The organism is Hyphomicrobiaceae bacterium, from assembly GCA_041397645.1.
Lineage (GTDB): Bacteria > Pseudomonadota > Alphaproteobacteria > Rhizobiales > Hyphomicrobiaceae > Hyphomicrobium_B.
Genome location: JAWKWE010000004.1, coordinates 2,516,070 through 2,539,067, shown reverse-complemented (window position 1 = coordinate 2,539,067; position 22,998 = coordinate 2,516,070). Strand labels below are relative to the sequence as shown.

At 56.5% G+C, this 22,998-nt stretch carries 20 protein-coding genes and 2 pseudogenes; 13 read left to right on the top strand and 9 right to left on the bottom strand.

Annotation, left to right across the window (positions count from 1 at the left end):
- Positions 1–4 precede the first annotated feature (4 nt).
- On the bottom strand, positions 5–640 hold the full coding sequence (locus tag R3D51_11815; protein ID MEZ5900163.1) for a GTP cyclohydrolase II: 636 nt from the start codon (positions 638–640) through the stop codon (positions 5–7).
- Between the two features lie 343 nt (positions 641–983).
- Here R3D51_11815 and R3D51_11810 point away from each other — a divergent pair, with 343 nt between their 5' ends.
- Positions 984–1,976: a glycosyltransferase family 4 protein gene (locus tag R3D51_11810; GenBank protein MEZ5900162.1), complete on the top strand. Its 993-nt coding sequence runs from the start codon at positions 984–986 to the stop codon at positions 1,974–1,976.
- A gap of 4 nt (positions 1,977–1,980) precedes the next feature.
- Here the strand turns inward: R3D51_11810 and R3D51_11805 are convergent, their stop codons facing one another.
- The 4 genes from R3D51_11805 to R3D51_11790 form a co-directional block, all read right to left on the bottom strand.
- Positions 1,981–2,517: a CoA-binding protein gene (locus R3D51_11805; protein ID MEZ5900161.1), complete on the bottom strand. Its 537-nt coding sequence runs from the start codon at positions 2,515–2,517 to the stop codon at positions 1,981–1,983.
- Positions 2,514–2,951, bottom strand: a complete 438-nt coding sequence (locus R3D51_11800) for a VOC family protein (GenBank protein MEZ5900160.1) — start codon at positions 2,949–2,951, stop codon at positions 2,514–2,516. The genes R3D51_11805 and R3D51_11800 overlap by 4 nt, the downstream gene beginning before the upstream one ends.
- A 12-nt stretch (positions 2,952–2,963) precedes the next feature.
- Positions 2,964–3,770, bottom strand: a complete 807-nt coding sequence (locus R3D51_11795; protein ID MEZ5900159.1) for an enoyl-CoA hydratase — start codon at positions 3,768–3,770, stop codon at positions 2,964–2,966.
- A gap of 168 nt (positions 3,771–3,938) precedes the next feature.
- Positions 3,939–4,454, bottom strand: coding sequence for a hypothetical protein (locus R3D51_11790; GenBank protein MEZ5900158.1), 516 nt, complete (start codon positions 4,452–4,454; stop codon positions 3,939–3,941).
- Between the two features lie 423 nt (positions 4,455–4,877).
- Here R3D51_11790 and rplM point away from each other — a divergent pair, with 423 nt between their 5' ends.
- From rplM to R3D51_11775, 3 genes are all read left to right on the top strand, one after another.
- Positions 4,878–5,339 carry a 50S ribosomal protein L13 gene (gene rplM, locus R3D51_11785; GenBank protein MEZ5900157.1) on the top strand — a complete coding sequence of 154 codons (462 nt, stop codon included), beginning with the start codon at positions 4,878–4,880 and terminating at the stop codon, positions 5,337–5,339.
- A gap of 4 nt (positions 5,340–5,343) precedes the next feature.
- Positions 5,344–5,829 carry a 30S ribosomal protein S9 gene (gene rpsI / locus R3D51_11780; protein ID MEZ5900156.1) on the top strand — a complete coding sequence of 162 codons (486 nt, stop codon included), beginning with the start codon at positions 5,344–5,346 and terminating at the stop codon, positions 5,827–5,829.
- 155 nt (positions 5,830–5,984) lie between these two features.
- On the top strand, positions 5,985–7,247 hold the full coding sequence (locus tag R3D51_11775; GenBank protein ID MEZ5900155.1) for a tyrosine-type recombinase/integrase: 1,263 nt from the start codon (positions 5,985–5,987) through the stop codon (positions 7,245–7,247).
- Here R3D51_11775 and R3D51_11770 read toward each other — a convergent pair.
- The 3 genes and pseudogenes from R3D51_11770 to R3D51_11760 form a co-directional block, all read right to left on the bottom strand.
- A pseudogene (locus R3D51_11770) lies at positions 7,239–7,766 on the bottom strand (integrase core domain-containing protein). The gene R3D51_11775 and the pseudogene R3D51_11770 sit on opposite strands and share 9 nt — an antisense overlap.
- 571 nt (positions 7,767–8,337) lie before the next feature.
- Complete coding sequence (locus R3D51_11765) at positions 8,338–8,574, bottom strand: hypothetical protein (GenBank protein ID MEZ5900154.1); 237 nt, start codon at positions 8,572–8,574, stop codon at positions 8,338–8,340.
- A 140-nt stretch (positions 8,575–8,714) separates the two neighbouring features.
- Positions 8,715–8,933 (bottom strand): annotated as a pseudogene (locus tag R3D51_11760) (transposase).
- Between the two features lie 526 nt (positions 8,934–9,459).
- On the opposite strand from R3D51_11760, the gene R3D51_11755 reads away from it, so the two are divergent.
- Positions 9,460–10,884 (top strand): DUF1254 domain-containing protein, encoded by a 1,425-nt coding sequence (locus R3D51_11755; protein MEZ5900153.1) that lies wholly within the window; start codon positions 9,460–9,462, stop codon positions 10,882–10,884.
- Positions 10,885–11,150: 266 nt separating this feature from the next.
- On the opposite strand, the gene R3D51_11750 is transcribed toward R3D51_11755, so the two are convergent.
- A complete protein-coding gene (locus R3D51_11750; GenBank protein ID MEZ5900152.1) occupies positions 11,151–11,906 on the bottom strand; it encodes a helix-turn-helix domain-containing protein in 756 nt (251 codons plus the stop codon).
- 567 nt (positions 11,907–12,473) lie between these two features.
- Here R3D51_11750 and eat point away from each other — a divergent pair.
- The 8 genes from eat to R3D51_11710 all read left to right on the top strand — a co-directional run bounded on the left by eat (position 12,474) and on the right by R3D51_11710 (position 22,880).
- The gene (gene eat / locus R3D51_11745) at positions 12,474–13,880 is read left to right on the top strand and encodes an ethanolamine permease (GenBank protein MEZ5900151.1); all 1,407 of its coding nucleotides are present in this window, start codon (positions 12,474–12,476) and stop codon (positions 13,878–13,880) included.
- A gap of 69 nt (positions 13,881–13,949) precedes the next feature.
- Complete coding sequence (locus R3D51_11740; protein ID MEZ5900150.1) at positions 13,950–15,341, top strand: ethanolamine ammonia-lyase subunit EutB; 1,392 nt, start codon at positions 13,950–13,952, stop codon at positions 15,339–15,341.
- Positions 15,342–15,372: 31 nt separating this feature from the next.
- Positions 15,373–16,179, top strand: coding sequence for an ethanolamine ammonia-lyase subunit EutC (gene eutC, locus R3D51_11735; GenBank protein ID MEZ5900149.1), 807 nt, complete (start codon positions 15,373–15,375; stop codon positions 16,177–16,179).
- Between the two features lie 223 nt (positions 16,180–16,402).
- Positions 16,403–16,552, top strand: a complete 150-nt coding sequence (locus R3D51_11730; protein ID MEZ5900148.1) for a hypothetical protein — start codon at positions 16,403–16,405, stop codon at positions 16,550–16,552.
- Between the two features lie 422 nt (positions 16,553–16,974).
- Positions 16,975–18,495, top strand: a complete 1,521-nt coding sequence (locus R3D51_11725; GenBank protein MEZ5900147.1) for a TolC family protein — start codon at positions 16,975–16,977, stop codon at positions 18,493–18,495.
- Positions 18,496–18,538: 43 nt separating this feature from the next.
- A complete protein-coding gene (locus tag R3D51_11720; protein MEZ5900146.1) occupies positions 18,539–19,309 on the top strand; it encodes an efflux RND transporter periplasmic adaptor subunit in 771 nt (256 codons plus the stop codon).
- Between the two features lie 443 nt (positions 19,310–19,752).
- A complete protein-coding gene (locus R3D51_11715) occupies positions 19,753–20,715 on the top strand; it encodes an HlyD family efflux transporter periplasmic adaptor subunit (GenBank protein ID MEZ5900145.1) in 963 nt (320 codons plus the stop codon).
- Positions 20,716–20,717: 2 nt separating this feature from the next.
- Positions 20,718–22,880: a biotin/lipoyl-binding protein gene (locus R3D51_11710; GenBank protein ID MEZ5900144.1), complete on the top strand. Its 2,163-nt coding sequence runs from the start codon at positions 20,718–20,720 to the stop codon at positions 22,878–22,880.
- Positions 22,881–22,998: the final 118 nt, after the last annotated feature.

Below are 22,998 nucleotides of genomic sequence, written 5' to 3'. Positions count from 1 at the left end.
CGGCTCATATCTTATGAGCCATGCGCAGACGCTTGGTATCAAGATAACGCTGATTGTGCGGATTGGGCGAAATCACAATCGGCACACGCTCCGCGACCTTGACCCCTAGGGCCTTCAAAGCCTGCTCTTTGGCGGGGTTGTTGGAAAGCAGCTTGACCTCATCCATGCCAAGATCTGCCAGGATGCGGGCCGCAAGCTCATAGTCGCGGCTGTCGATCGGCTCGCCGACCTCGATGTTCGCCTCGACCGTATCCAGCCCCTGATCCTGCAGCGCATAGGCTTTGATCTTCTTGAATAGACCGATGCCACGCCCTTCGTGATAGGGCACATAAATGATCGCGCCGAGAGGTACCTCGGTGATGACGCGCAAAGCCTCTTGAAGTTGCTGATAACAGTCGCACCGCAAGGAATGGAAAATGTCGCCCGTGACGCAGCCGGAATGCACGCGCACGATCGGCAACGTACCGACAGGCGCGTCCGGATCGCGGTGGATCAACACAAGCGCCTGCTCCTCGGGCGCCTCGCCTTGATAGGCATGCGCTTCGAGCATGACCTCGCGGCCCTTGAACTCAATTGGCAGAACGGTCTGAACCGACCAATCCATATCGAGTTGAACCGATTTCAGTGCGCCGGCTTTCATTGCGTCTTTGACTTCCATATCAGCCATATGCCCCAAGTGCCGGACTTTGGCAAAGGGAACGGATGAAGGTTAGATGGCACTCAATCGCGCCATGGCAAGATACACCAAAACCAATCCTTCAGATCACATTGGCGGCACTTTGGCGCGGAAACGGCGGAAAGCTTAACGTGCTGAGCCGGGCCTTCGCTGCGGCGCGAGCAGAAGCCATCCGAGCCGGCGACGCACAGCCAGTCGGCAAGCCGCGAGTGGTCACATTCGTCTCAATCGTGGTAACAGGGGCTGAATCTGGCGATATCCTTACACGGCGCTCCTGCCCTGCCGGCGACCCTTTGAAGAGGCCCTCTTGCATCTGCTGCCCGTCGCGCTTCTTGCCTTCGTCGCTGCCGCCATCGGCACCCGGCTCCTAATCCCCTGGCTTGCGTCGCGGGGTGCAGTTGCACAAGAGAACGAGCGCACCCTGCATACCGGCATAGTACCCAAGGGCGGAGGCCTTCCGCTTCTTGCCTCCGCTCTCGCCGCAACTGCCTTGCTGTTTCCGCTGAGCGAAATTCCTTCCGCGCTTTTGACCGGCTTAATGCTGGTTATGGCCGTTTCCTGGCTTGATGACATTGACCCGCTGCCTGCGCGCGTGCGCTTTCCGGTGCACGTGGCCGCGGCTGCCATTCTCGTTTTTACCCTTCCCCACCAGGCCATGGTGTTTCAGGGATTTCTACCCTGGTGGCTCGACCGCGCTGTCGCCATCCTTGCGCTCACCTGGATGACCAACTTGTTTAACTTCATGGACGGCATCAACGGCATTGCCGGTGTGGAAACTATCGCCATTGCCTTCGGCTATCTGCTCGTCGGGGTGGCATCACCAGGCGGCGTTTCGCTCGCGCCGCTCAGCGCCGCCCTGATCGGTGCAACCGCAGGCTTCCTGATCTGGAACCTTCGCGAACGCGGCAAAGCCGCCATCTTCATGGGCGACATCGGCAGCGTACCGTTAGGCTATCTCACCGGCGCAATGATGATCGATCTAGCAATCCGCGGACATTGGGCGCCGGCGATCATCCTCCCCTCCTATTTCCTTGCCGACGCGACGCTTACCTTGCTCAAACGGCTGTTCCGTGGAGAGAAGGTCTGGCAAGCGCACAAATCGCATTTCTACCAGCGCGCCACTGAAGCGCTCGGCAACCGGCATCTACCTGTGGTTTGGCGCATCGCGGCTGCCAACGCGACACTGATCGCCTGCGGCCTATGGGGCGTCTCGTTCCCGTTCGTTGCGCTTGCTGCCGCCGCCATCACGGTCGTGGCGCTCCTCGTTCTGCTGTCGATCGCGGGGCACAAACCGCGCTAGCAGCTCAACGCTCAGGTGGTTTGATCACAAGGCTCTGCACGCCCTTGGGTGCCAAACGCGGCAGTCGACTGGAAACAACCCCCGTGTTGATTCCGAACCACCCTATTTCGCCCGACAGGCGACCATATTCGATCTTTGGGCAGCGGTTCATCACCACCTGCAAACCCGCCGCTTCCGCCTCGGCGGCCGCCGCATCGCTGCGAACACCAAGCTGCATCCAGATGACCTTGAGGCCGAGCATATCCTTCAACGCAACCGCCTCGCGCACAACGCCGCCAGCGGCTTCGGAGTTTCGAAAAATGTCGACACAGTCCGCACCCTCATCGAGTTCTGAAAGGCTCGCATAAACCTTCCGGCCAAGCACCGTTTGCCCTGCGATGCCTGGATTGACAGGATAGACGAGGTATCCCTTGGCAATCAGATATTGCATCACGATAAAGCTAGCGCGCACGGGATTGGCGCTGGCGCCGACAACGGCAATCGAACGAATGCTGGAGAGTATCTGCGAAATGTAGTCGTCGCTGTAGGCGTCGTGTTTCATGCCGTCCCAGACCCTGGCAGCAGAACGCGACCCGTTTCATCCATGGGCCAGAAGGGATTGTGAGCGACCTCCCACATGTGCCCATCTGGATCGGCAAAATAGCCCGAGTAGCCGCCCCAAAACGTCTCCTGCGCCGGCTTGCTCAGCCGTCCGCCGGCCGCCACAGCCTCAGCCAGAACATCATCGACTGCAACTCGGCTGGCAACATTGTGCGCAAGAGTTACCCCGGAAAAACCCGGCGCGCTGTCAACCGCGCCAGCGTCCTCTGCCAGTGCTGCTCTTCCAAACAGAGCGAGCACGACACCACCGGCATCAAAGAACACAACGTGCGGATTGCTGTCTCGCGAGGCGACGAAGCCCAGACGTTCGTAGAAAGCGCGCGCGTTGGCAATGTCGGCGACACCGAGGGTAACGAGCGTAATGCGAGGTTGCATTTCAACCAGCCTTCAATCGGTCTGCCAATTCGCGGGACGCTTTTCGATGAATGCGCAAATTCCCTCCTCGGCATCGGCGGCCATCATATTTTCCACCATCACACGCGCGGCATACGAGTATGCATCGCCCAGCGGTGCCTCGATCTGGCGATAGAAAGCGGTCTTACCAATAGCCACAGTCGCCTTCGATTTGGATGCGATCGTGGTGGCCATCGCCATCGCTTGCGTCATCACCTCACTCGCAGCCACCGCCCGGTTGACGAGGCCGTATTGCACGGCATCCTGCGCGCTCATCGCTTCGCCCAGAAGCAACATTTCCATCGCCTTCTTGCGCGGCACATTGCGTGACAGCGCCACCATCGGCGTGGAGCAGAACAATCCGATGTTGACGCCAGGCGTCATGAACGTCGCTGTATCGGCAGCGACCGCGAGATCGCAACTGGCCACAAGCTGACAGCCCGCGGCGGTCGCCATTCCCGAAACCGCAGCAATGACCGGCCGCGGGCAGTGAACTATTGCCTGCATCATCTGCGAGCAGGTCTGCATCGTCGTCTCGAAGAAAGCGCGACCGCCATCTGCATCGCCGCGATGAGCTGTCATTTCCTTCAGATCGTGCCCAGAGCTGAAAACCGGACCATCTGCAGCCAATACGATCGCAGCAACGCCCTTGTCGGCGCCAAGCTTATTGAACATAACGTCGAGCTGTCGAAGCATCGATAGCGAGAGCGCATTGCGCGCCTTAGCCCGGTTCAAGGTGACGACGGCGATACCCGGCTCGGTCCGTGTCACCAGAAGCTCATTCGTTTCAACCACAGTCACGTATGATCTCTCCGCACGATGTTGCGCCAATGTCTGACAGTCGCCAACAATAGCTGTTCTACCACGACGAGGCGTGCAAGAAACGCTCAGCGCGCCGCGACAGGTAACGCTGCGGCGCGCCAGGTTCCTTGACGGTAAATGCCAAGCGCGCCTAAGCGCCACTTCAAGCTATTGCAGGGCTTGTTCGATCTCTGCGCGATGGGCTTTCACGATATCGATGTTTTCGCGATGTTCGAGCGGCGGCGTCGTCTTGATGGCCTCGGCCAGCTCTTCAATGAGCTGCTTCTTATCGCTATCGGGAATACTGTCATCCTTCTTGACGTCTTCCAGCTCCTTTTGGAGCGCGTCGACCGGATCGACAAAGTCTCCCGTCTGGCTGTCGAGCCCCGCCATCACGATCGAGATGTTCGCCGCCACGTCATCCAGCTCGGCGAAATCCTTAAATCCATGCTTCTTGGAAATGTCCTCAAGCTCCGCTTGAAGCGCAGGGTCGGGCTTTTCTCCCGCCGACTGGATCTTCGATGCAATGGCCGCCAGATCCGCTTGCGCAGAGATGAAGCTCTTAACTTGCGCTTCTGTGAGCTTGATCTGCTTCACCTCTTGAGCGTGCGCCACACTTGCGAGCCCTAAAGCTACGAAAACAGCAACGATTATGCTCCGAAGCAGCTTGATCGAATGGGTCATGGAACGTCCTCCTCGCCCGTCCGCCAGGCCAGCAAAAGCCGGCTGGCGGCGTGGCCTTTCCGGAGGCTGAAATCACACGCCAACTGCGACTAGATTAAGAATGTCGTGTCCCGCGCCGGCAGCCCCTTCCGGCATGTTGGCGATAGATCATCACGATTTGGGACTTTTTGCACGATCCCGTTACGCATCGGCGGCAAAACCGTATTGGATCCGATTGACAATTGGCGGTACCATGCTACCGCGTCCGGTAATATTTTACCACAATACTTAAACTATTGATTTGTATCATATTATTCTGACACCAAAGACTTTTGTTGACGCCACTCCAAGTTCAACGTATGCACACCGCCACTCGCCGAAGCGATAATCGCGAAGGCGCATCACCCAACCAATCCGGCAGCCGGCAGGAGCTTCAGAAGACTCATGTCTACATTCGTTGCAAAGCCGGGTGCGGTGGAGAAGAAGTGGATTTTGATTGACGGCAAAGGTCTCGTCGTCGGCCGCCTCGCAGCTCTCATCGCTACCCGTCTCAAGGGCAAGCACAAAGCCATTTACACCCCGCATGTCGACTGCGGTGACAACGTGATTGTCATCAATGCCGACAAGGTCGTCTTCACCGGCGCCAAGTACGAAGACAAGGTGTACTACCACCACACCGGATATCCCGGCGGCATCAAGGAGCGCACGCCCCGCCAGATCCTGGAGGGCAAGCATCCTGAGCGCGTCGTGAGCAAGGCTGTCGAGCGCATGCTCGCGCGCGGCCCTCTCCAGCGTCAGCTGATGCGCAACCTGCGCGTCTACAAGGGCGCGGAGCATCCCCATTCGGCGCAGAACCCCGAGACGCTCGACGTCGCCAAGCTCAATCGTAAGAATGTGAGGGTCTAATCCAATGGCAACAGAATCCAGGACGTTGGACGACCTCGCGAGCCTCAAGGGCAGCGCGTCCGCATCTGATGAAGCGCCGGTGCGCACCCAGAAGCTGGACAAGCTCGGGCGCGCGTACGCAACCGGCAAGCGTAAAGACGCTGTGGCCCGCGTATGGCTCAAGCCCGGCAAGGGCATGATCACGGTCAACGATAAGGACTTCAAGGTCTACTTCGCTCGCCCCGTGCTGCAGATGATGCTTCAGCAGCCTCTGTCGATCGCCAACCGCTCGACCCAGTACGACATCCGCATCACCGTCACCGGTGGCGGGCTGTCTGGCCAAGCTGGCGCTGTGCGTCACGGCATCTCAAAGGCCCTGACCTACTATGAGCCCGACCTGCGCGGCGTCCTCAAGAAGCAGGGCTTCCTGACGCGCGACAGCCGCACCGTAGAGCGTAAGAAGTACGGCCGCGTCAAAGCCCGCCGTTCGTTCCAGTTCTCCAAGCGCTAAGACGGAATTCATTTTTTCCGTTTGTTTTCAAGGGGGTTGGCCTTAAGGTCGACCCCCCTTTTCTAATTCACACATCATTCACAACCCCTTGTATCGGCCCACCTTCCAATTTGGCTATCTTCACAGATCGCTCACACAGTTAGGGGGGAACACCCTTGGCGTTTTATGCAGACAGGCATGAACTTTTTGACGGCGCGTGTTTGCTCTACCGACGCATGTCTCGGGGGAAAGTTCATCCGATTTGGCAGATGCGGATCAAACTTCGAACCGGCTATCAAACTTTGAGTTCCAAGACCCGCAACTACGAGAATGCGGTGCTCGTTGCAAAGGCGGAACTAGATCGCATCAATCGCCGGGTTGCGGATGGTGCGCCGATTAAAGACCGAACCTTCGCCCAACACTGGAACGATTGGTTTGACCGTGAAGTTCGCAAAAACACATGGAAGCCCGACAGACAGAAATGGCATCAAAAGTACTTTGATCGCCATTTGAGTGATTACTTCGGCACCAAACCTTTAAACGACATCACATTGGATTTCGCAGAGGGTTACTGGGAATGGCGTATCAACTACTGGCTGTCGAATGAAGGCCAGCGTATTCGCGCAAACAATCCGCAACGCCGTAACGCAAAATCCAAGTCGTCAGCAAACTCGAAAAACGTACCTGCCAACAAGACCCTGCACATGGAACAGACGGCACTCAATCAGATATTTGCCGATGCCCATAGACGCAGGTTCATGCAGTATCCCATTAAGCTCAAAGCTCCAAAGCCGAATCGCGGTGACACGCGTCGACCCGCCTTTGATGAAGCTGAATGGATAGTTCTTACCCAAAATCTTCATGATTGGGCTGAAGGCCGCGGACCATACCGGAATGATCAACTTAATGCCTACCACCGCAGACAACGCCAACAACTGCGAACATATGTGTTGTTCATGGCCAGCTCGGGCTTGCGAGTGGGTGAAGCAAGGATTCTGAGGTGGGGTGATCTATCAGACATTGGCAAACACTTTGCAATCAAGGTCCGGGACGCCACCAAACGTGGCGCCAGAGTTGTGGTCCCCCTAGAAGATACGGGTGCTTATCTTGCCGATTGGTTCATGATCTCAGGCAAGCCCGGTCCACAGGAACTCGTCTTTCAAGGCCAAAATGGCTCAAATCACGCCGCAACGGACATGAACAAAACCTTCCAATCCTTCTTGCGTCGTGTGCCGTATGCTGACAGACCTGACGGATTGCTCTGCGATGCTGAAGACGAAAGGCGGACCGTCTATTCTCTTAGGCACACCTACGCGACTTTGAAGCTCCTAAGAGGCGAGCTCACCGAGTTCGATCTGGCACGTAACATGGGAACGAGTGTTGCGCAGATTGAACGTCACTATGACCTGCTCGACTTCTTCGGACCGTTCTTAGCTTGAGAGATCAGCCCTCGTTGCTTCTGGTTTGTCTTCCGATGTGACGGGGCGGAGCGCGAAGGCTCGTAGAGCCGCAGCGGTCCGCTCCGTCACATCGGCGGGCGCTGCGTTCCCGATCTTTGCCGCGAAGGCGGCAGGCGTCAGGTACCCCAGGCTCGAATGCGGCCGCACTTCGTTATAGTGCCGCCGCCACGTCTCGATGACTGCCTTTGCTTCGGCCCGCGACCGGAACCACTCCAACGACAGGCACTCGTCGCGGAACTTGCCGTTGAAGCTCTCCGCCAAGCCATTCTGCCAGGGCTTGCCGGGATCGATCAATGCCGTTTCGATGCCCTGCGCGACGATCCATTTCAGCAGCGCGCGAGACACGAACTCAGGACCATTGTCGGAACGAAGATAAAGCGGCGCTCCGCGCTCGGACACGAGCCGCGACAGAACCTCGATTACGCGGCCGGAGCGAATGCGTCCGTCGACCTCGATTGCCAAGCCCTCCTTCGTCCACTCGTCCGTCACGGTGAGGCACGCCTTCGATGTCCTGAACCGCGTGCTGGAGTTCGTGCAACAGATGCGACTTGCCGAGGGCTGAGTGCATGATCTCGCGGCCCACGATGGAGCCGGAGAACACTTTCTGGCTCAGCTTAATTTCATCGCCAGCAATCTGGGAGCCGCTGTTGGCGCTCTTCGACACGGACAAGTGCTTCAATTCCGGGACCGCCTTATAGAGTTCCGGATGGTCGAGCACGTCTGCGGCAAATGCCTTTCCGCCCTTGGGGATGGCCGCCGCCTTCACCTTGGCGCTTGCGTCCTCCAGTTCGAACCTGGGCATTTTATCCGCGCCATAGGTTACGCCCGAATAAGGAGTACCTTCGAGCATCTTGGAGGTCTGGGCATGGATGTCGGATTGAGACACCCCCTTGACGCGCATGCGCTCAGCCTTGCGAATGGCCTTCAAGGGGCGGTCTTCGCCGGCCTTCTTGGGGTTCACTGCAGCGCGAACGCCCAAGAACATGGCCGCGGCAGGCGGGGCAGTAGAAACGAAATTAGGCGCGGATTGCTCCGCGCCCTTATCTTTGTCAGCCATGTTCCTTGGTCCCTAGCGAAAGTCGCTCTTAAGTTGTCGGATAAGGTCCGCCGTTTCCTGGGGCGACAAATCCGCGATGGTCTCTTCGTCGATGCGTTCAAGAAGGTTCGCAGCCGCCAAGGCATGGGACGCAAACGGCGTCGCACCCTGATCGGACATCTCGCAATGCTGCCTGTAGACAATGAGCGCCGCTCGAATAACTACAAGCTCTGCGCTAGATAGCGGGAAATCGAACATTATCTGCGTCATCGGGGGACCCTCCAACATGCCCCCCGAGACTTGGGGCGCTGGGCCCCGTGGTCAAGATAAATTATGCCGCGACTTTGCGCGGTGGCGGCCGTGCCCTACCCTTTTTCTCAACTTCACCCCCTAGCCCGTCGACAAAGGCGATCGCGCTCGGCAACGAGCTTTTTGAGCCGCGCGTTCTCGGCTTCGAGCTGCCTCAGGCGCTTGACGTCGTCCGACTGCATCGCGCCGAAGCGCTTGCGCCATGTGTAGATCGCCTGCTCGGAAACCCCGTGCTTCTTGGCAACCGTGCCCACAGGGTTCGCGTCGGCTTCCCGAAGGATCGCCACGATCTGCTCGTCTGAAAATCTGCTCTTGCGCATCTCTGCCTCCGATTCGGAGGGCAGTCTCTCAAGTAATCCCTGGCCCGAAAACCCTGGAGCAGGTCAAGACAGGCAGCGCATTCATGATTGCTATGCTGCTCAAGTTTCTCCCTTTGATGGACGTTTGTCTCTTGGGGCTCATTGGACAAGTACTAGCATCTTCCAGCTTTGGCCCTGTTCACCCGTTTACGCGGCATCGCAAATTCGACGGCATGCGGTGGCTCTTGCAGCCAAGCTATTTATTAGGCAGCGTAAACGAGATGTTATGCGTCGCCGAGGTGCAAAGCGCTGAATGCTGAATTTTAGCGTCGATCCAGGTCGACGGAAATCGCCAAAGAATATTTTTTGTAAGCTGCGGTCGCGGAAAGCGAAACTTGCCTATACGGATTTATTGAGTTCGGCTATAAATCCTCCAAATTAACGCGCAAGCACGCTCGACCGCCATTCTAGCGGACAATTAAGCAACGCTCTTAGCTGCCGCTAGGACGCAGATAGGCCGTGCCAACTGTCAGAAGGCTCTGGTGCCATGGACTTCACCCGCCGCGAAGCAATTTGTACTCTTTCTCTTTTGACCACGACGTCAGCCTCAAGTGCTTGGGCATGGGATGGCCCTATCGTTGATCTCATGCACGAAGGCGAGGATTTCTTAGTCGCTTCCGACGCATACGTTTATGGCTATCCGCTCGTAACGATGGAGATGACGCGGCGCGTTATCACAAACGTTGCCAAGCCTGAAGGAACACGAGCCCCAGAAGGCAATCTCATCAAGCTCCGGCAATATCCGGATGCAACGTTCCGGGATGTCACCGCACCAAATGCGGACACGCTCTATACGACGTCCTTTTTGGATGTCAGCAACGAGCCGTGGGTGTTGAGCATCCCTGATATGAAGGGAAGATACTTCCTTCTACCATTCTTGAGCGGCTGGACAGATGTATTCCAAGTGCCCGGCAGCCGGACGACGGGAACGCAGGCGCAGACATTTCTAATCACCGGACCGGATTGGTCGGGGACAGTGCCATCAGGGATGTCCCAACTGAAGGCGCCGACAAGCATCGTCTGGATGCTCGGGCGCATCTACTGCACCGGCACGCCTGAAGATTACGCTGCCGTGCATGCCCTGCAGGATCAATTCAAGCTTCAGCCTTTGAGCACCTACGGCACTGACTATGTCCCCCCCGCCGGCAAAGTCGATCCGTCGATAGATATGAAGACGCCGGTCCGCGAGCAGGTGAACAATCTGACGACGGTTGAGTACTTCACGCTGCTGGCGGAACTGCTCAAGCGAAATCCGCCAGCTGCCGCGGATGCTCCGGCTTTGGAGAGGTTCAAGAGCATTGGACTTGTGCCGGGGCAGGACTTCGATCCGAAATTCGTGGATCGACGTTGGGAAGCTGATCTGCCGAAGTTGAGCCAACACCGCATTCAGCTTCATTTCATGACAAGAGACGGCGACATGTCTCGCGTCAATGGCTGGACCTACACAACAAAGGCTGGTGTCTACGGCACCAACTACATTCAGCGCGCGCTGGTGACATACATCGGTCTTGGCGCCAACCGCCCCCAAGATGCTGTCTATCCCACATCACTCAAGCCCTCACTTTTGTCCCATTACGATGGTTCCAAGACCTATACGATGCGATTTGAGAAAGGGCAGCTGCCGCCGGTAAAAGGCTTCTGGTCGCTCACGATGTACGACCAAAACATGTTCTTCGTCGCCAATCCAATCAACCGCTACTCCATGAGTATGCGGACGAATCCGAAGTTGGAATCAGACGGTGCGCTCGTAATTTATATCCAAAATGAGAGCCCCGGTGCCGACAAGGAAGCCAACTGGCTCCCCGCCCCGAAAGACAAGTTCACCTTGATGTTGCGCTTATACTGGCCTGACGAAAGTGATCCGACGATCATTGACGGGTCTTGGGTTATCCCTCCGGTCAAACAAAAATAACGACGGACGCTCTCCGGCATCGATCTTCGACATCATTGCTTAGTTGTTAAATTGAGCATCTTGATCGGAGCGGTTTCCATTGCTCAAGCATTGCCCGCGGGTGAGGCTGCCGAGAACGTACTGAGCTCAGCGTTGTGCGCTGCGATTTCGATGATGGACCAGCACTAGAAGCGTCATCGGGGGAGAGTATTCGGCAAACGAAGTGCACGACCGGTTGGATGAGGCGTTGACAGGTAACGCACACCGACGGACTGCTTGCGACCACCTTAGCCGAATTGATGTTGCTGCTTGGTCGCCGACGGGCTCTCCCCGAAAAGTGCCTTATAATCTTGCGCAAAGCGACCGAAATGCCAAAAGCCCCACTTCGTCGCTGCATCAGTGACTGAAAGGCCGTGCTTCAATTCTCGCCTCGCACCATTGAGGCGTATCGCGCGCATGTACTGCACAGGTTTCATGCCGATCGCCTCCTGAAAGCAATATTGCAGCGTGCGCCGGCTGATCCTGAGGATGCGACACAAGTCTTCGACTGTTACAGGCACCTCATTGTCCCGTAGCGTGACGCGTACGTCGCGGACAATCTGCAGGCGACGTTCTGATGACAGGAAGACCGCTTCATTCGGCAGGTCATCGGTGAGAACGTCGGCAATAATGTCAGCGAGCTCCTTTTTAAAAGCCACAAGAAGGTCAGGTGAGGCGAAGATGTCCGGTGTTTGGTGCAAGGCAGCAAGTGCGGCGGCAACGACGGTTCGCAGCCGAAGTACGCACGAAGTTGAACTGTCGTGGAGATGCGCCCGGCTCAAATTTGGCTCAAGCCGCTCGCGTTCGCCCTCGGAAAAACTTCTCAACAGCATCTCTTTAGCGAAAACGATGCCGACGATATCGAGTCCGCTGGGCGAATGAAATTCGAAACCATCCTTGCCTGAGAAGATGTGCAGTTGCGAGCCGTTACAAGACTGCCCGCAGAATGTTGCGGCGCCCTGCAAATACAGGGGCACACCAATGGCAAACAGGTCTTCCGGCAATACGCCGATCTGATGCAAGGAATTTGCGGTGACCTCGCGGAAGATCAAAAAACCGTCGACGCTGGCATTGGTAAGATGTCCCGAGAACCTGCCAGCGGACAGCTGATTGTACGTTTGGTTCCAGCCGCTCAAAAGAGCAGCCTGCTCATCGACGTCGACAGTGGCGATGGTTTGCACGAGTGGCAGCCTGGGCTTTGGCATGAAAGCGGCCGAGGCGACATAGCCCACATCAGGAGCCATTACAGCCGGACTAGCGAAAGGTACGGCAAGCTTCGGCATGATAAAACAGCGCCAATAAACCGGTGACGCTGCATTATTACAGGGCATTGAAGCGCTCTGCAAACCAGCGCAGGCCAAAGGCCCCCATTGAAGGCAGCTGCGCGCACTATGGTCCGCAAAAAGATTTCCGGTCTCGAACTGTTGCCGAAACCGGATAGCCCGGAGCCGAGAAGGATATCAAAGGTAAAGCTCAGGCCGGCGTTCCGTCGGAGAAAAGAAAAACTACAGCCATCGGCGCGCGTCTGATCGGCTTTATCTGGATTCATCTATTGGGAGAGGTGCTGAGAAATGCAAACCGAGGAACACATCGGCACGGTCAGCCATCACGAGCTGAGTAAGTCGCTGACAACACTACAACTTTGGGGCATAGCTGTAGGTCTTGTGATCTCTGGCGAGTATTTCGGCTGGAGCTACGGATGGGGCAGTGCCGGCACGCTCGGCTTTGTCGTCACTGCACTTTTTATCGCGGCGATGTATCTGACTTTCATCTTCAGTTTCACGGAACTCACCACATCGATCCCGCACGCTGGCGGCCCCTTTGCCTACGGGCACGCTGCCTTCGGCGAAACGGGTGGATACCTGGCAGGCATGGCAACGCTGATAGAATTTGTTTTTGCTCCGCCGGCCATCTCGCTCGCCATCGGGGCCTACCTCAATGTGCAGTTCCCGGGACTCGATCCGAAGATTGCCGCTGTGGGAGCCTATATTGTCTTTATGAGTCTCAATATTATCGGCGTATCGATCGCGGCGACCTTTGAGCTCTTTGTCACCATTCTTGCGATCTTCGAACTCATTGTCTTCATGTTCGTGGTAGCGCCGGGCTTCAGCTGGGATAATTTCCTCAAGGGCGCTTGGTCTGGGCAAGACGTATTTTCGAGCGCGGCAATCCCCGGAATGTTTGCGGCAATACCCTTCGCCATATGGTTCTTTCTTGCGATTGAAGGCGTTGCGATGGCGGCAGAAGAAGCCAAAGACCCAAAGCACTCAATACCACGCGCTTACATCTCCGGCATTCTTACGCTTGTAGCACTGGCACTTGGCGTAATGATCTTCGCCGGTGGCTCTGGCGATTGGCAGAAACTTGCCAACATCAACGATCCTCTGCCGCAGGCGATGCGCTATATCGTCGGCGACAACAGCGGCTGGCTGCACATGCTGGTCTGGCTCGGGCTGTTCGGTCTCATTGCCTCGTTTCATGGCATCATTATCGGCTACTCGCGGCAAATCTTTGCGCAAGCGCGTGCAGGTTACCTGCCTCCGTTCCTTGCCAAGGTGCACCCGCGGTTCAAGACGCCGCATCGCGCCATCATTGCGGGAGGCATCGTTGGCATTTTGGCGATCTTCAGCGATGAATGGATCAAGATTGGCGGGCAGACACTCACTGCAAATATCGTCACCATGTCTGTATTTGGCGCTATCGTCATGTACATTGTTAGCATGTTGAGTCTGTTCCGCCTGCGCAAGGTCAGCCCCCATATGGTTCGGACGTACAAGGCGCCGTTCTATCCGGTCTTTCCGGCATTCGCGCTATGTGCAGCTGTCGTTTGCCTCATTGCAATGACGTACTACAATCCGATCGTGGCGGTGATCTTCGTTGCCTTCCTTGCTGTAGGCTACGCCTACTTCCTTACGACGAAGCATCAGCGCGCAATTGCGCCGCGCGACAATCAGATCGAAGCTGAGCTTGCCCAGTAAGGCATGATCGTCACACGGGCTCTGCCCGTGTGACGATCAAAGTTCGTTCAAAGTAATCGCGAGAAAACCATGGCTGGCTACACACACACGATCGCAAATCATGTCTACCGCTTCAAAGATCTGAAGGACCTGATGGCGAAGGCAAGTCCGGAGCGGTCTGGCGATTATCTCGCCGAGGTAGCCGCTGGCGACGAAGAAGAGCGCATTGCGGCTCAGATGGCGCTTGCCGACCTGCCGCTGCGGGTTTTTCTGGAAGAACACATAATCCCCTATGAGACCGACGAGGTAACACGGCTGATCATTGATGAACATGATGCAAAGGCGTTCGCTCCTGTTGCGAGCCTAACCGTCGGTGGCCTGCGCGATTGGCTGTTGTCCGACCGGGCTACAGCAGACACGCTCAGCCAGCTGTCGCGTGGGTTGACCCCTGAAATGGTTGCTTCGGTCTCCAAGATCAGCCGCAATCAGGATTTGATCTTAATTGCTGAGAAATGCCGTGTGGTCACGCGCTTCCGCAACACCATTGGCCTGGAAGGCCGGCTCTCGACTCGCCTGCAGCCAAATCATCCCACGGACGATCCATCAGGTATTGCCGCCAGCATCGTCGATGGCCTGATGTACGGGAACGGAGACGCGGTAATCGGCATTAACCCGGCAACAGATAGCATCTCCGCCGTCGAAACGCTGATGCACATGCTTGATGAAGTCATCCGGCGCTACGACATCCCAACGCAATCATGCGTTCTGACTCACGTCACCACGACAATCGAGGCTGTGAATCACGGAGCGCCAATTGATCTAGTATTCCAATCCATTGCTGGGACCGAAGCAGCCAACAGGAGCTTCGGCATCGACTTAGCCATGTTAAAGGAAGGCCATGACGCGGCTTTGTCGCTTAAGCGTGGTACCGTAGGCAATAACGTCATGTACTTTGAAACGGGCCAAGGCAGCGCCCTTTCGGCGAATGCGCATCACGGTGCCGATCAACAAACTCTAGAGGCGCGCGCCTATGCGGTTGCGCGCAAGTACCAACCACTGCTCGTTAACACGGTCGTCGGCTTTATCGGACCGGAGTACCTCTACGACGGCAAACAGATAATCCGGGCGGGCCTTGAGGACCACTTCTGCGGCAAGCTGCTTGGCGTGCCCATGGGCTGCGATATCTGCTATACAAACCATGCTGAGGCTGACCAGAATGATATGGACATTCTGCTGACGCTCCTGGGCGTTGCTGGGATCACTTTCATAATGGGCATTCCGGGCTCCGACGACATAATGCTCAACTATCAGACGACGTCGTTTCACGATGCACTATATTTGCGCAAGGTTTTGGGGCGGCGGCCCGCCCCGGAGTTCGAGGAGTGGTTGATGCAGACTGGAATTTTCAACGGCACCGACCCCGTTAGTCTCTCCGACGATTTGCCGATGATCTTTCGGCCTGCGCTGGCGCGCCTGAACTGAGGCCCCCGAATCTTTGACAATAGGCATCACCATGGGCAAAGACATCCCAACCGTCGTGGCGGAAAATCCCTGGAAAGGGCTGAGGCAATACACTAAGGCGCGCATCGCGCTTGGCCGGGTTGGTACCAGCCTTCCCACTGCGCCACACCTAGACTTCCAGCTAGCCCACGCACGCGCTCGCAACGCAGTCCATCACGAGCTTGATTTTTCGGCACTGCAAACCGCGCTTTCCGAAATCGGGCATGACGTCTTGCAATTGGAAAGTGCTGCCAAGGGTCGCCCGGACTACTTGCAGCGGCCGGACAAGGGCCGACGCCTCAACGAAGCCTCGCAGGTCGCGCTCGCAAATCGTGCGCGGCCTACCGATGGCTATGACGTGGCATTTGTCATTGGCGACGGGCTGTCAGCGCTTGCAATTGAGGAGAACGCCGTTGCTTTTCTCAAAGTGATGTTGCCGATTCTCAATGAAGCTGGTTGGCGCGTCGCACCGCTTGTTGCCGTTAAGGGAGCGCGCGTTGCCGTAGGTGATGAAATCGGCGAAGCGCTGGGAGCGAAGACTGTTGTCATGCTGATCGGCGAGCGGCCGGGCCTCAGTTCGCCCGACAGCATGGGGATCTATCTCACCTACGGGCCGCGCCGTGGGCTTACCGATGAGTCGCGCAACTGCATATCCAACATTCGCAAGGACGGCCTGAGGTACGATGGCGCTGCGCATAAGCTTCTATTCTTGATGACTGAAGCGCGGCGGCGGGGGACGTCGGGCGTCAACTTGAAAGACGAAGCGGAGGCCCTGGCTGCACCAGATTTCAAGAGCAACTTTCTATTGACGTCTGGCTGATCCCAGAAGATCGACAATTGACGCTTCCTTGACGACGCCGGGCCCGCATTTCTAGGAGCTCTCGCGCGACTTGCCTGGACGTGCGCGAGACCTTTGGCGGGCGGCGGTGATCGGTATCAATAAAGACCATAGCCAACTAATATTAGTGGTGCATGCTTACGCGGCATAACCTTCTCACGTAGAGGCACTCGGATAGAGCGCTGCTCAGTTGTGGGAACGGATTATGAAGACCATATTACCTCGCGGAACTTTATCGCTCGTCGAGAATGCTCTTCTGATATCCATGGCCGCTATGGCGATGCAACTTGCGCCAGCCAACTCTGGAGAACGTCCAGCTGGGGTGCGCTCAGCGCTCCAGCTTATCGAGCGGTAGGACTTTGCGCGGCTCTCTTCTCCTGCGCTCCTTTACGGAGCTGGTGGAGGTGACATCGCTCTCCTTTTCCGCGCCGCCGAAGCTCAGCTGGGATCAGCAACGCGAGCCTCTGGATGTTGTGATCTATCTGTGGAAGGGTCGACGGGCCATTAAGCCCGTGAGAATTTCCTCTTGTGCTCCAAAGGTCACGTTATCTCCTAAACGTAACGTCCCACAAAAACTTATCGTTGTACGTTGCATTCTCACATGCGAATTGAAGTTACCCACAGTTTGATTCGCATGAGGTTTTTCAAAATATCCCAACCTTGTGCGTGGCTTGTTGCGCGCCCCGTGGTGCGCCGGGTGAGTGTGCGAAAAGTTATCCACAAGTGCTGCGTTCGAAGCGTTGAGCAGAGCGACCCGATTCCGAGCAGCTGGCAGCAATGGTCCGTCGAATCATCAAACTTATTGTGCCGGGCTGTTGTCTGGTCATCGCAGGCTGTGTGGTCTCTCCAGACCCGCTCACTGAAGCCGAGCTTGCGCATTCTGTGGATGCCAATCGCGCAGAGGTTACGGCGAATCAGGAGCCTGTGACGGGCCCAATCGATCTTTATGAGGCTATGGCTCGCGCGTTGAAGTACAATTTGGATCATCGCGTCGAGGAAGCAGAAGCGGCGGTCCGAGTAGCTGAGCTTGATGTATCCCGGTACGATATGTTGCCGGGGGTGGTTTCAAATAGCGGCTATGCGAGCCGCAACAACTATAATGCCGCATCGAGCTTCAATCTGACCACTGACACTCAGAACTTTGGTGCCTCGACAAGTCAGGACAAGGGTGTTGCGAACGCCGACATAGGGTTCAGCTGGAACATCCTGGACTTTGGTCTTTCCTATGTGCGCGCCCGGCAAGCTGCCGACAAGGTGCTCGTGCAGGAAGAGACGCGCCGCAAAGTCATGCAGCGCGTCGTCGAGGATGTTCGGACTGCATATTGGCGTGCGATAAGTGCTGAGCGGCTTTCTGAGCGCTTGGTGTCCCTTGAGGGGGAGACGCGAGCTGCATTGCGCGAAACGCGACAGCTATACGATGAGCGCCGGACGTCGCCAATCACGGCGCTCACTTATGAGCGCGAACTGATCGAGATAAAGCAAAAAATCGGAGAAATTCAGCGCGAACTGAATACGGCGAAAGCACAGCTTGCGGCCTTGATGAATCTGCGGCCAGGAACCGAGTTCACCTTGGCCCGCTATCGTTCTAAGCGTGAATCCCTGGCGCTAAAGGCAAACCTCGAGGACATGGTTGTGGCTGCTCTCTATAATCGGCCCGAATTGCGCGAGGTCGAATATAGAAAGCGCATCAATATCAACGAAGCGGATGCTGCGCTCCTCGAGTTGCTGCCTGGTTTGCAGGTTTATGCCGGTTCAAACTACGACAGCAACAGCTTCCTGCTTAATGCGGACTGGGTGAATTGGGGTGCCAAGGCAAGCTGGAACCTGCTCAAGGTGTTCAGCTATCCTGCGCGCCGTACTGTGGTCGAGCTTGGCGATGAGATGCTGCATCAACGCGCACTGGCTCTTTCGATGGCGGTGATGACGCAGGTCTACGTTTCGCGCATTCGCTTCTTTCATGCCCGCAAAGAGCTTGCGATTGCTGCCGAATTCTGTGACGTTCAAAAACGTCTGTTGGCGCAAATTCGAGCCGAGGCTTCTGCGGACCGCGTAAGCAAACAGACGTTGATCCGCGAAGAGATGAATACGCTCGTTGCTGAGGCAAAGTACGACATCGCCTACGCACAACTCCAGAATGCTTATGCGAATTTATTTTCGTCGATGGGGCTCGATCCGTACGGCTGGGAAATCGATCGAGGTGAACCGGTGAGAGATCTCCGGGCATCGCTGCAGCAGCTGTGGTTCGAGCGCGGAGATCTTAATGCGGGCTGGTCGAAGCGCGTGGCCTCAGCCGAGTGAATGGTGGGTCATTTTGGGATGTCTGCAGGAGCACGTAATGGGCATGGGCCATCTTCGTGCAATCTTGGCCGCGGGGATGTTCGGCGCGACGGGCTGGATTGCGCCCTTAGCTCCGATGCCTGCGCGCGCCGACAGCCTTGCTGATGACGGTGTTCCTGTCCGCGGTGTAATTCGCGCTCTCGATGAGGCATCTCTCTCCACTGAGCTGGCGGCCCAGGTGGCCAAAATCGGTTTTCGCGAGGGTGAGGCGTTTAAGAAAGGTGACCTGCTCCTCGCCTTCGACTGCGAACGATACCGCGCCGAGCAGCGGTCTGCTGAGGCTGTCGCCCACGAAATGCGCCTGACGGTCGAGAGCAACGAGGAACTTGAGAGATTGCGTGCAGTTGGTAAGCACGATGTTGAAATCGCCCGAGCGCGTCTCGACAAGGCGAATGCCGAATCGCATGCGCTCGAAGCGCGCCTCAAGCAATGCGAGTTAGTAGCGCCCTTCTCAGGCCGTGTGGCCGAGTTGGACATAAATCGCTTTGAGTGGCCGCAACCAGGCAAGTCATTCATGAAGATCACAAGCGATGCGCGTTTGGAGATCGAGATCATAATGCCGTCGCGCTGGCTCAATTGGTTGCGGGATGGTGCCGATTTCACCTTCAGTGTCGATGAGACGGGCCGAAGCTATCAAGCAAAGGTTGTGCGCATTGGCGCCGCGGTCGACGCAGTGAGTCAGATGGTGAAAGTCTTTGCCACCTTTGAAAGGCCTGACGCGGAAATCTTGCCCGGTATGAGCGGAGCGGCGCACTTCCAGCGTCCGAATGGATGATGGCTGAGAAGCAATCGAAGCCGGGGGTTGATCCAGCATCGAAGGTGAGGACACCCGCTAGCGGCGGCGCTGGTGATGGCCAGCTTGCGGCGTTGCTTGCTCTGCTCCGTGTCGAACAGGAAGTACGGGACGCAGCCAGCGAGAGAGACCTCGTTCTCTTGATGGTCAACGAAACCCGAAAGTTGACTAGAGCGCGACAAATTTTTGTTGCCATGCCGGGTCCAGCTGGGGGGCTTCAGATTGAGGGAGTTTCGAGTATCCCCGTAGTTGATCGAAATGCGCCCCTGATTGCGTTTTTCGAGAACTTTGCAAGGACGACCGCTAAACGCCCTGACGCCTCCGGAATAATTCGCATCACAATACCGGAAACGGGCGATTCGGCCGGCGATGCCTATCCTTTTCGCGAAGCCGTTTGGGTGCCATTGCAGCATGGCACTTCGGAAATGCGCGGTGCCTTGATTCTCGTCCGCGAAGACGCTTGGCTGGAGCAGGATGTCGTCATAGCCCGACGCTTGGCCCAGACATATGCGCATGCGTTGCGTGCTTTGGCGGCACGAGAGCGACATAGGTTGCGTGATTTTTTCACGTCTTATCGTTTTCACACCGTTGCCATCGCCGGAATATTCGCGCTGCTGCTTTTTGTGCGGGTTCCAATTTCTGTTCTTGCGCCGGTTGAGATGTCGCCTAGGGACCCTTTCGTCGTCGCGGCACCCATGGATGGTGTCATCGAGGATATTTTTGTCGAACCCAATCAATCGGTGAAGAAGGGTGATCTTCTGGTGAAGCTCGCGGACACTGCGCTTCGAAATCGTTACGAGGTTGCGCAGCGCGAGGTAGAGGTGGCCGAAGCGCGGCTAAAGCAGAGCAATCAGATTGCGTTCACGGATCCTCGCGGAATGCGCGAAATTGGCATTGCGCGCGCTGAACTCGCCTTGAAGTTAGCTGAACGCGATTTTGCTCGAGACCTTTACGAGAAGACACAGATTCGCGCGGAGCGCGACGGCTTGGCAATGTACAACGATAAGCACGAACTTATCGGTCGACCTATCGCTGTCGGCGAACGCATACTGGAGGTTGCCGACGCCTCGTCGATTGAGGCCCGCATAGAGCTTGCCGTCTCTGACGCCATCGCTCTTGCGCCCGGTGCCAGTGTGCGCCTCTTCCTCGACAGTGATCCTTTGCGTCCTTGGGATGCAAAGGTGCGTCGCGCCGATTACAAGGCCCAGCTCGGTGATAATGGTATCGCTGCGTTTCGGGTCTTTGCGGATATCACACCCGGTACCGGGAAGCCGAATCCGCGGCTGGGTGTCCGTGGCACCGCCCAGATATCCGGAGACGAGGCTCCACTTGGGCTGTATCTTTTCCGGCGGCCGATCACGACGCTGCGCCAGTGGATCGGATTTTAGCCATGCACTCTCCACAGCCGACGCAAGTGGAGCGTTCCGATCTTCGTGAAGCGAGGCTACCTGAACTTCGCCAGGAATTGCGCATTGAGTCTGGAGCGGTGGCCGCCGATGGAGGTGCGACCTGGACGCTCATTGATGCTTTGCAGCACACCTATATTCAGATTGACCAGACCGCCTATCACCTTCTCTCACGGTGGCAGGCCGGAATGAGCTTTTCGGAACTCGCCGAGGTCGTCAGAAGTGATTTGGGCGACGTCGTTACAGTCGACGAAGTCGCGGAATTTGTGCAGTTCCTCATCGCAAACCACATGGTGGTGGAATCTGCGACGGGTGGATGGCGCCGTTTTGCTGAGTTGCTCGATCGCTCACGTCTGGGCTGGTTTAGCTGGCTTTTGCACAACTACCTTTATGTTCGCCTGCCCATTTTGCGGCCCGAGGCGGCTTTGAAGCGCCTGCTCCCATACGTTGAGCGCTTCTACACACGTACATTCGCTTGGATTGTTGTTTCATCGGGAATCGCCGGGCTTTATCTCGTCTCAAGGCAGTGGGACGCGTTCTATCACACGTTCCAGTACTCCTTTTCCTGGCAAGGTGCAGTTGCCTATGCGCTTGCGTTGACCTTCATAAAGAGTGCACACGAACTCGGCCACGGCTTTACAGCGGCGCGCTTTGGATGCCGTGTGCCCAGTATGGGCGTTTGTCTGCTCGTGATGTTTCCCGTCCTCTACACTGACGTAACCGACGCTTGGCGTCTGCGCGACCGCCGAAGTCGGCTGATAATCGGTGCGGCAGGCGTGGCTGTGGAGTTGTCGATCGCGTGCCTTGCAACGCTTGCCTGGTCGTTCTTGCCGGATGGCATCTTGCGGAGCACCGCCTTCTTCCTTGCCACCGTCGCTTGGGTATTGAGCATTGCCGTCAACTTCAATCCGCTGATGCGGTTCGACGGCTATTACCTTTTTTCCGACTTCATCGGTATCGACAATCTGCAGACGCGCGCGTTTGCGTTTGGTAGATGGAAACTTCGCGAAATCCTCTTCGGTCTCGGTATACAAGCTCCCGAAGCTTTGCCTGAAAAGACAGCGGTAGTTTTAATTGCCTATGCTTGGTGCGTATGGCTTTACCGATTGATCATCTTCACGGGAATTGCGGTACTCGTCTATCATTTCGCCTTCAAGGCGCTCGGCATCATCTTGTTTGCCGTTGAAATTTTCTATTTTGTTTTGGGTCCGGTGTTGCGTGAGCTACAGCGCTGGTGGGCCGATGGCGCCTCAATCAGCGCTACGCAGCGAACAAGGATCACAATCCTTTGCGCAGTTCTTGGTATCTTGATTTTGAGTGTGCCCTGGTCGCGCAAAATTTCCGTGCCTGCCGTTATCGAAACTTCGCAGTTGGCGCGTGTATATCCCAAGAGTGCCGGCTTGGTAGAGAGTGTGCTGGTGCGGGCCGGGGACAGAGTCAGAGCTGGTGATCCTCTGGTTCAACTGCAATCTTACGACATTGACCAGCAACTTAAGTTGACAAATCGTAAGATTGATCTTGTGCGCTTGCGTCTCGCGCGGCGTATGAGCGATGCTGAGGATCGCACGACGAGCTTGGTCCTCGAGCAGGAGTTGAGAGCTCTGATTGAAACCCGAGATGGTTTGGGCAAAGAGAAGGCGAATTTAATACTCGTCGCTCCGATTTCTGGCAGGATTGCTGAGTTCAATTCCGCCGTTCAGCCCAACCGAACCATTTCGCGCCGGGAATTCGTGGCGCTGATCCAAGGCGGCAACGGCCTTGTTGCTCGAGGATACATTTCTGAAGAGGAAATTCGCCGTGTCGGTCAGGGGACAATAGGCCGGTTCATTCCTGATGAGCCAGATTGGCCAAGTGTTCCCGTTGCCGTCAGCGAAATTTCTGCTGCTGGAGCCGCCAGTATCGACATTTTGGAACTGGCTTCAGTCCATGGCGGTCCGATTGCTGTGCGGCCGCAGACCATCCCGGGGACCGGCACCAAGTCAATTCCTGTCAAAGCCAGCTATTTAGCGACTTTTACCGCTGGATCAGCCGCCGCGCATAACTTTTCGCTTCGGGGCGTTGTCGTGCTTGAAGGTTCGGCTGAAAGCTTTTTGGGCCGTGGTCTTCGTCGCGCCGCGGCCGTTCTCGTTCGCGAAAGCGGTTTCTAAGCAAAATATAAACACAAATTAAAAGAAGCTGAATTGGATGCTGCTTCTCTAATTCATTAATTTACGGGGGATATAGAGGAGTAGAATATAATATTAACAATAGGGGAATAAATAGGAC

Coding starts and splice junctions, on each gene's coding strand:
- R3D51_11765 (MEZ5900154.1), bottom strand. CDS start 8,574: ATGACGCAGATAATGTTCGATTTCCCGCTATCTAGCGCAGAGCTTGTA.
- R3D51_11730 (MEZ5900148.1), top strand. CDS start 16,403: ATGAAGACCATATTACCTCGCGGAACTTTATCGCTCGTCGAGAATGCT.
- R3D51_11815 (MEZ5900163.1), bottom strand. CDS start 640: ATGAAAGCCGGCGCACTGAAATCGGTTCAACTCGATATGGATTGGTCG.
- eutC (MEZ5900149.1), top strand. CDS start 15,373: ATGGGCAAAGACATCCCAACCGTCGTGGCGGAAAATCCCTGGAAAGGG.
- R3D51_11715 (MEZ5900145.1), top strand. CDS start 19,753: ATGCGCGGTGCCTTGATTCTCGTCCGCGAAGACGCTTGGCTGGAGCAG.
- rplM (MEZ5900157.1), top strand. CDS start 4,878: ATGTCTACATTCGTTGCAAAGCCGGGTGCGGTGGAGAAGAAGTGGATT.
- R3D51_11805 (MEZ5900161.1), bottom strand. CDS start 2,517: ATGAAACACGACGCCTACAGCGACGACTACATTTCGCAGATACTCTCC.
- R3D51_11800 (MEZ5900160.1), bottom strand. CDS start 2,951: ATGCAACCTCGCATTACGCTCGTTACCCTCGGTGTCGCCGACATTGCC.
- R3D51_11740 (MEZ5900150.1), top strand. CDS start 13,950: ATGGCTGGCTACACACACACGATCGCAAATCATGTCTACCGCTTCAAA.
- eat (MEZ5900151.1), top strand. CDS start 12,474: ATGCAAACCGAGGAACACATCGGCACGGTCAGCCATCACGAGCTGAGT.
- R3D51_11720 (MEZ5900146.1), top strand. CDS start 18,539: ATGGGCCATCTTCGTGCAATCTTGGCCGCGGGGATGTTCGGCGCGACG.
- rpsI (MEZ5900156.1), top strand. CDS start 5,344: ATGGCAACAGAATCCAGGACGTTGGACGACCTCGCGAGCCTCAAGGGC.
- R3D51_11755 (MEZ5900153.1), top strand. CDS start 9,460: ATGGACTTCACCCGCCGCGAAGCAATTTGTACTCTTTCTCTTTTGACC.
- R3D51_11710 (MEZ5900144.1), top strand. CDS start 20,718: ATGCACTCTCCACAGCCGACGCAAGTGGAGCGTTCCGATCTTCGTGAA.
- R3D51_11725 (MEZ5900147.1), top strand. CDS start 16,975: ATGGTCCGTCGAATCATCAAACTTATTGTGCCGGGCTGTTGTCTGGTC.
- R3D51_11790 (MEZ5900158.1), bottom strand. CDS start 4,454: ATGACCCATTCGATCAAGCTGCTTCGGAGCATAATCGTTGCTGTTTTC.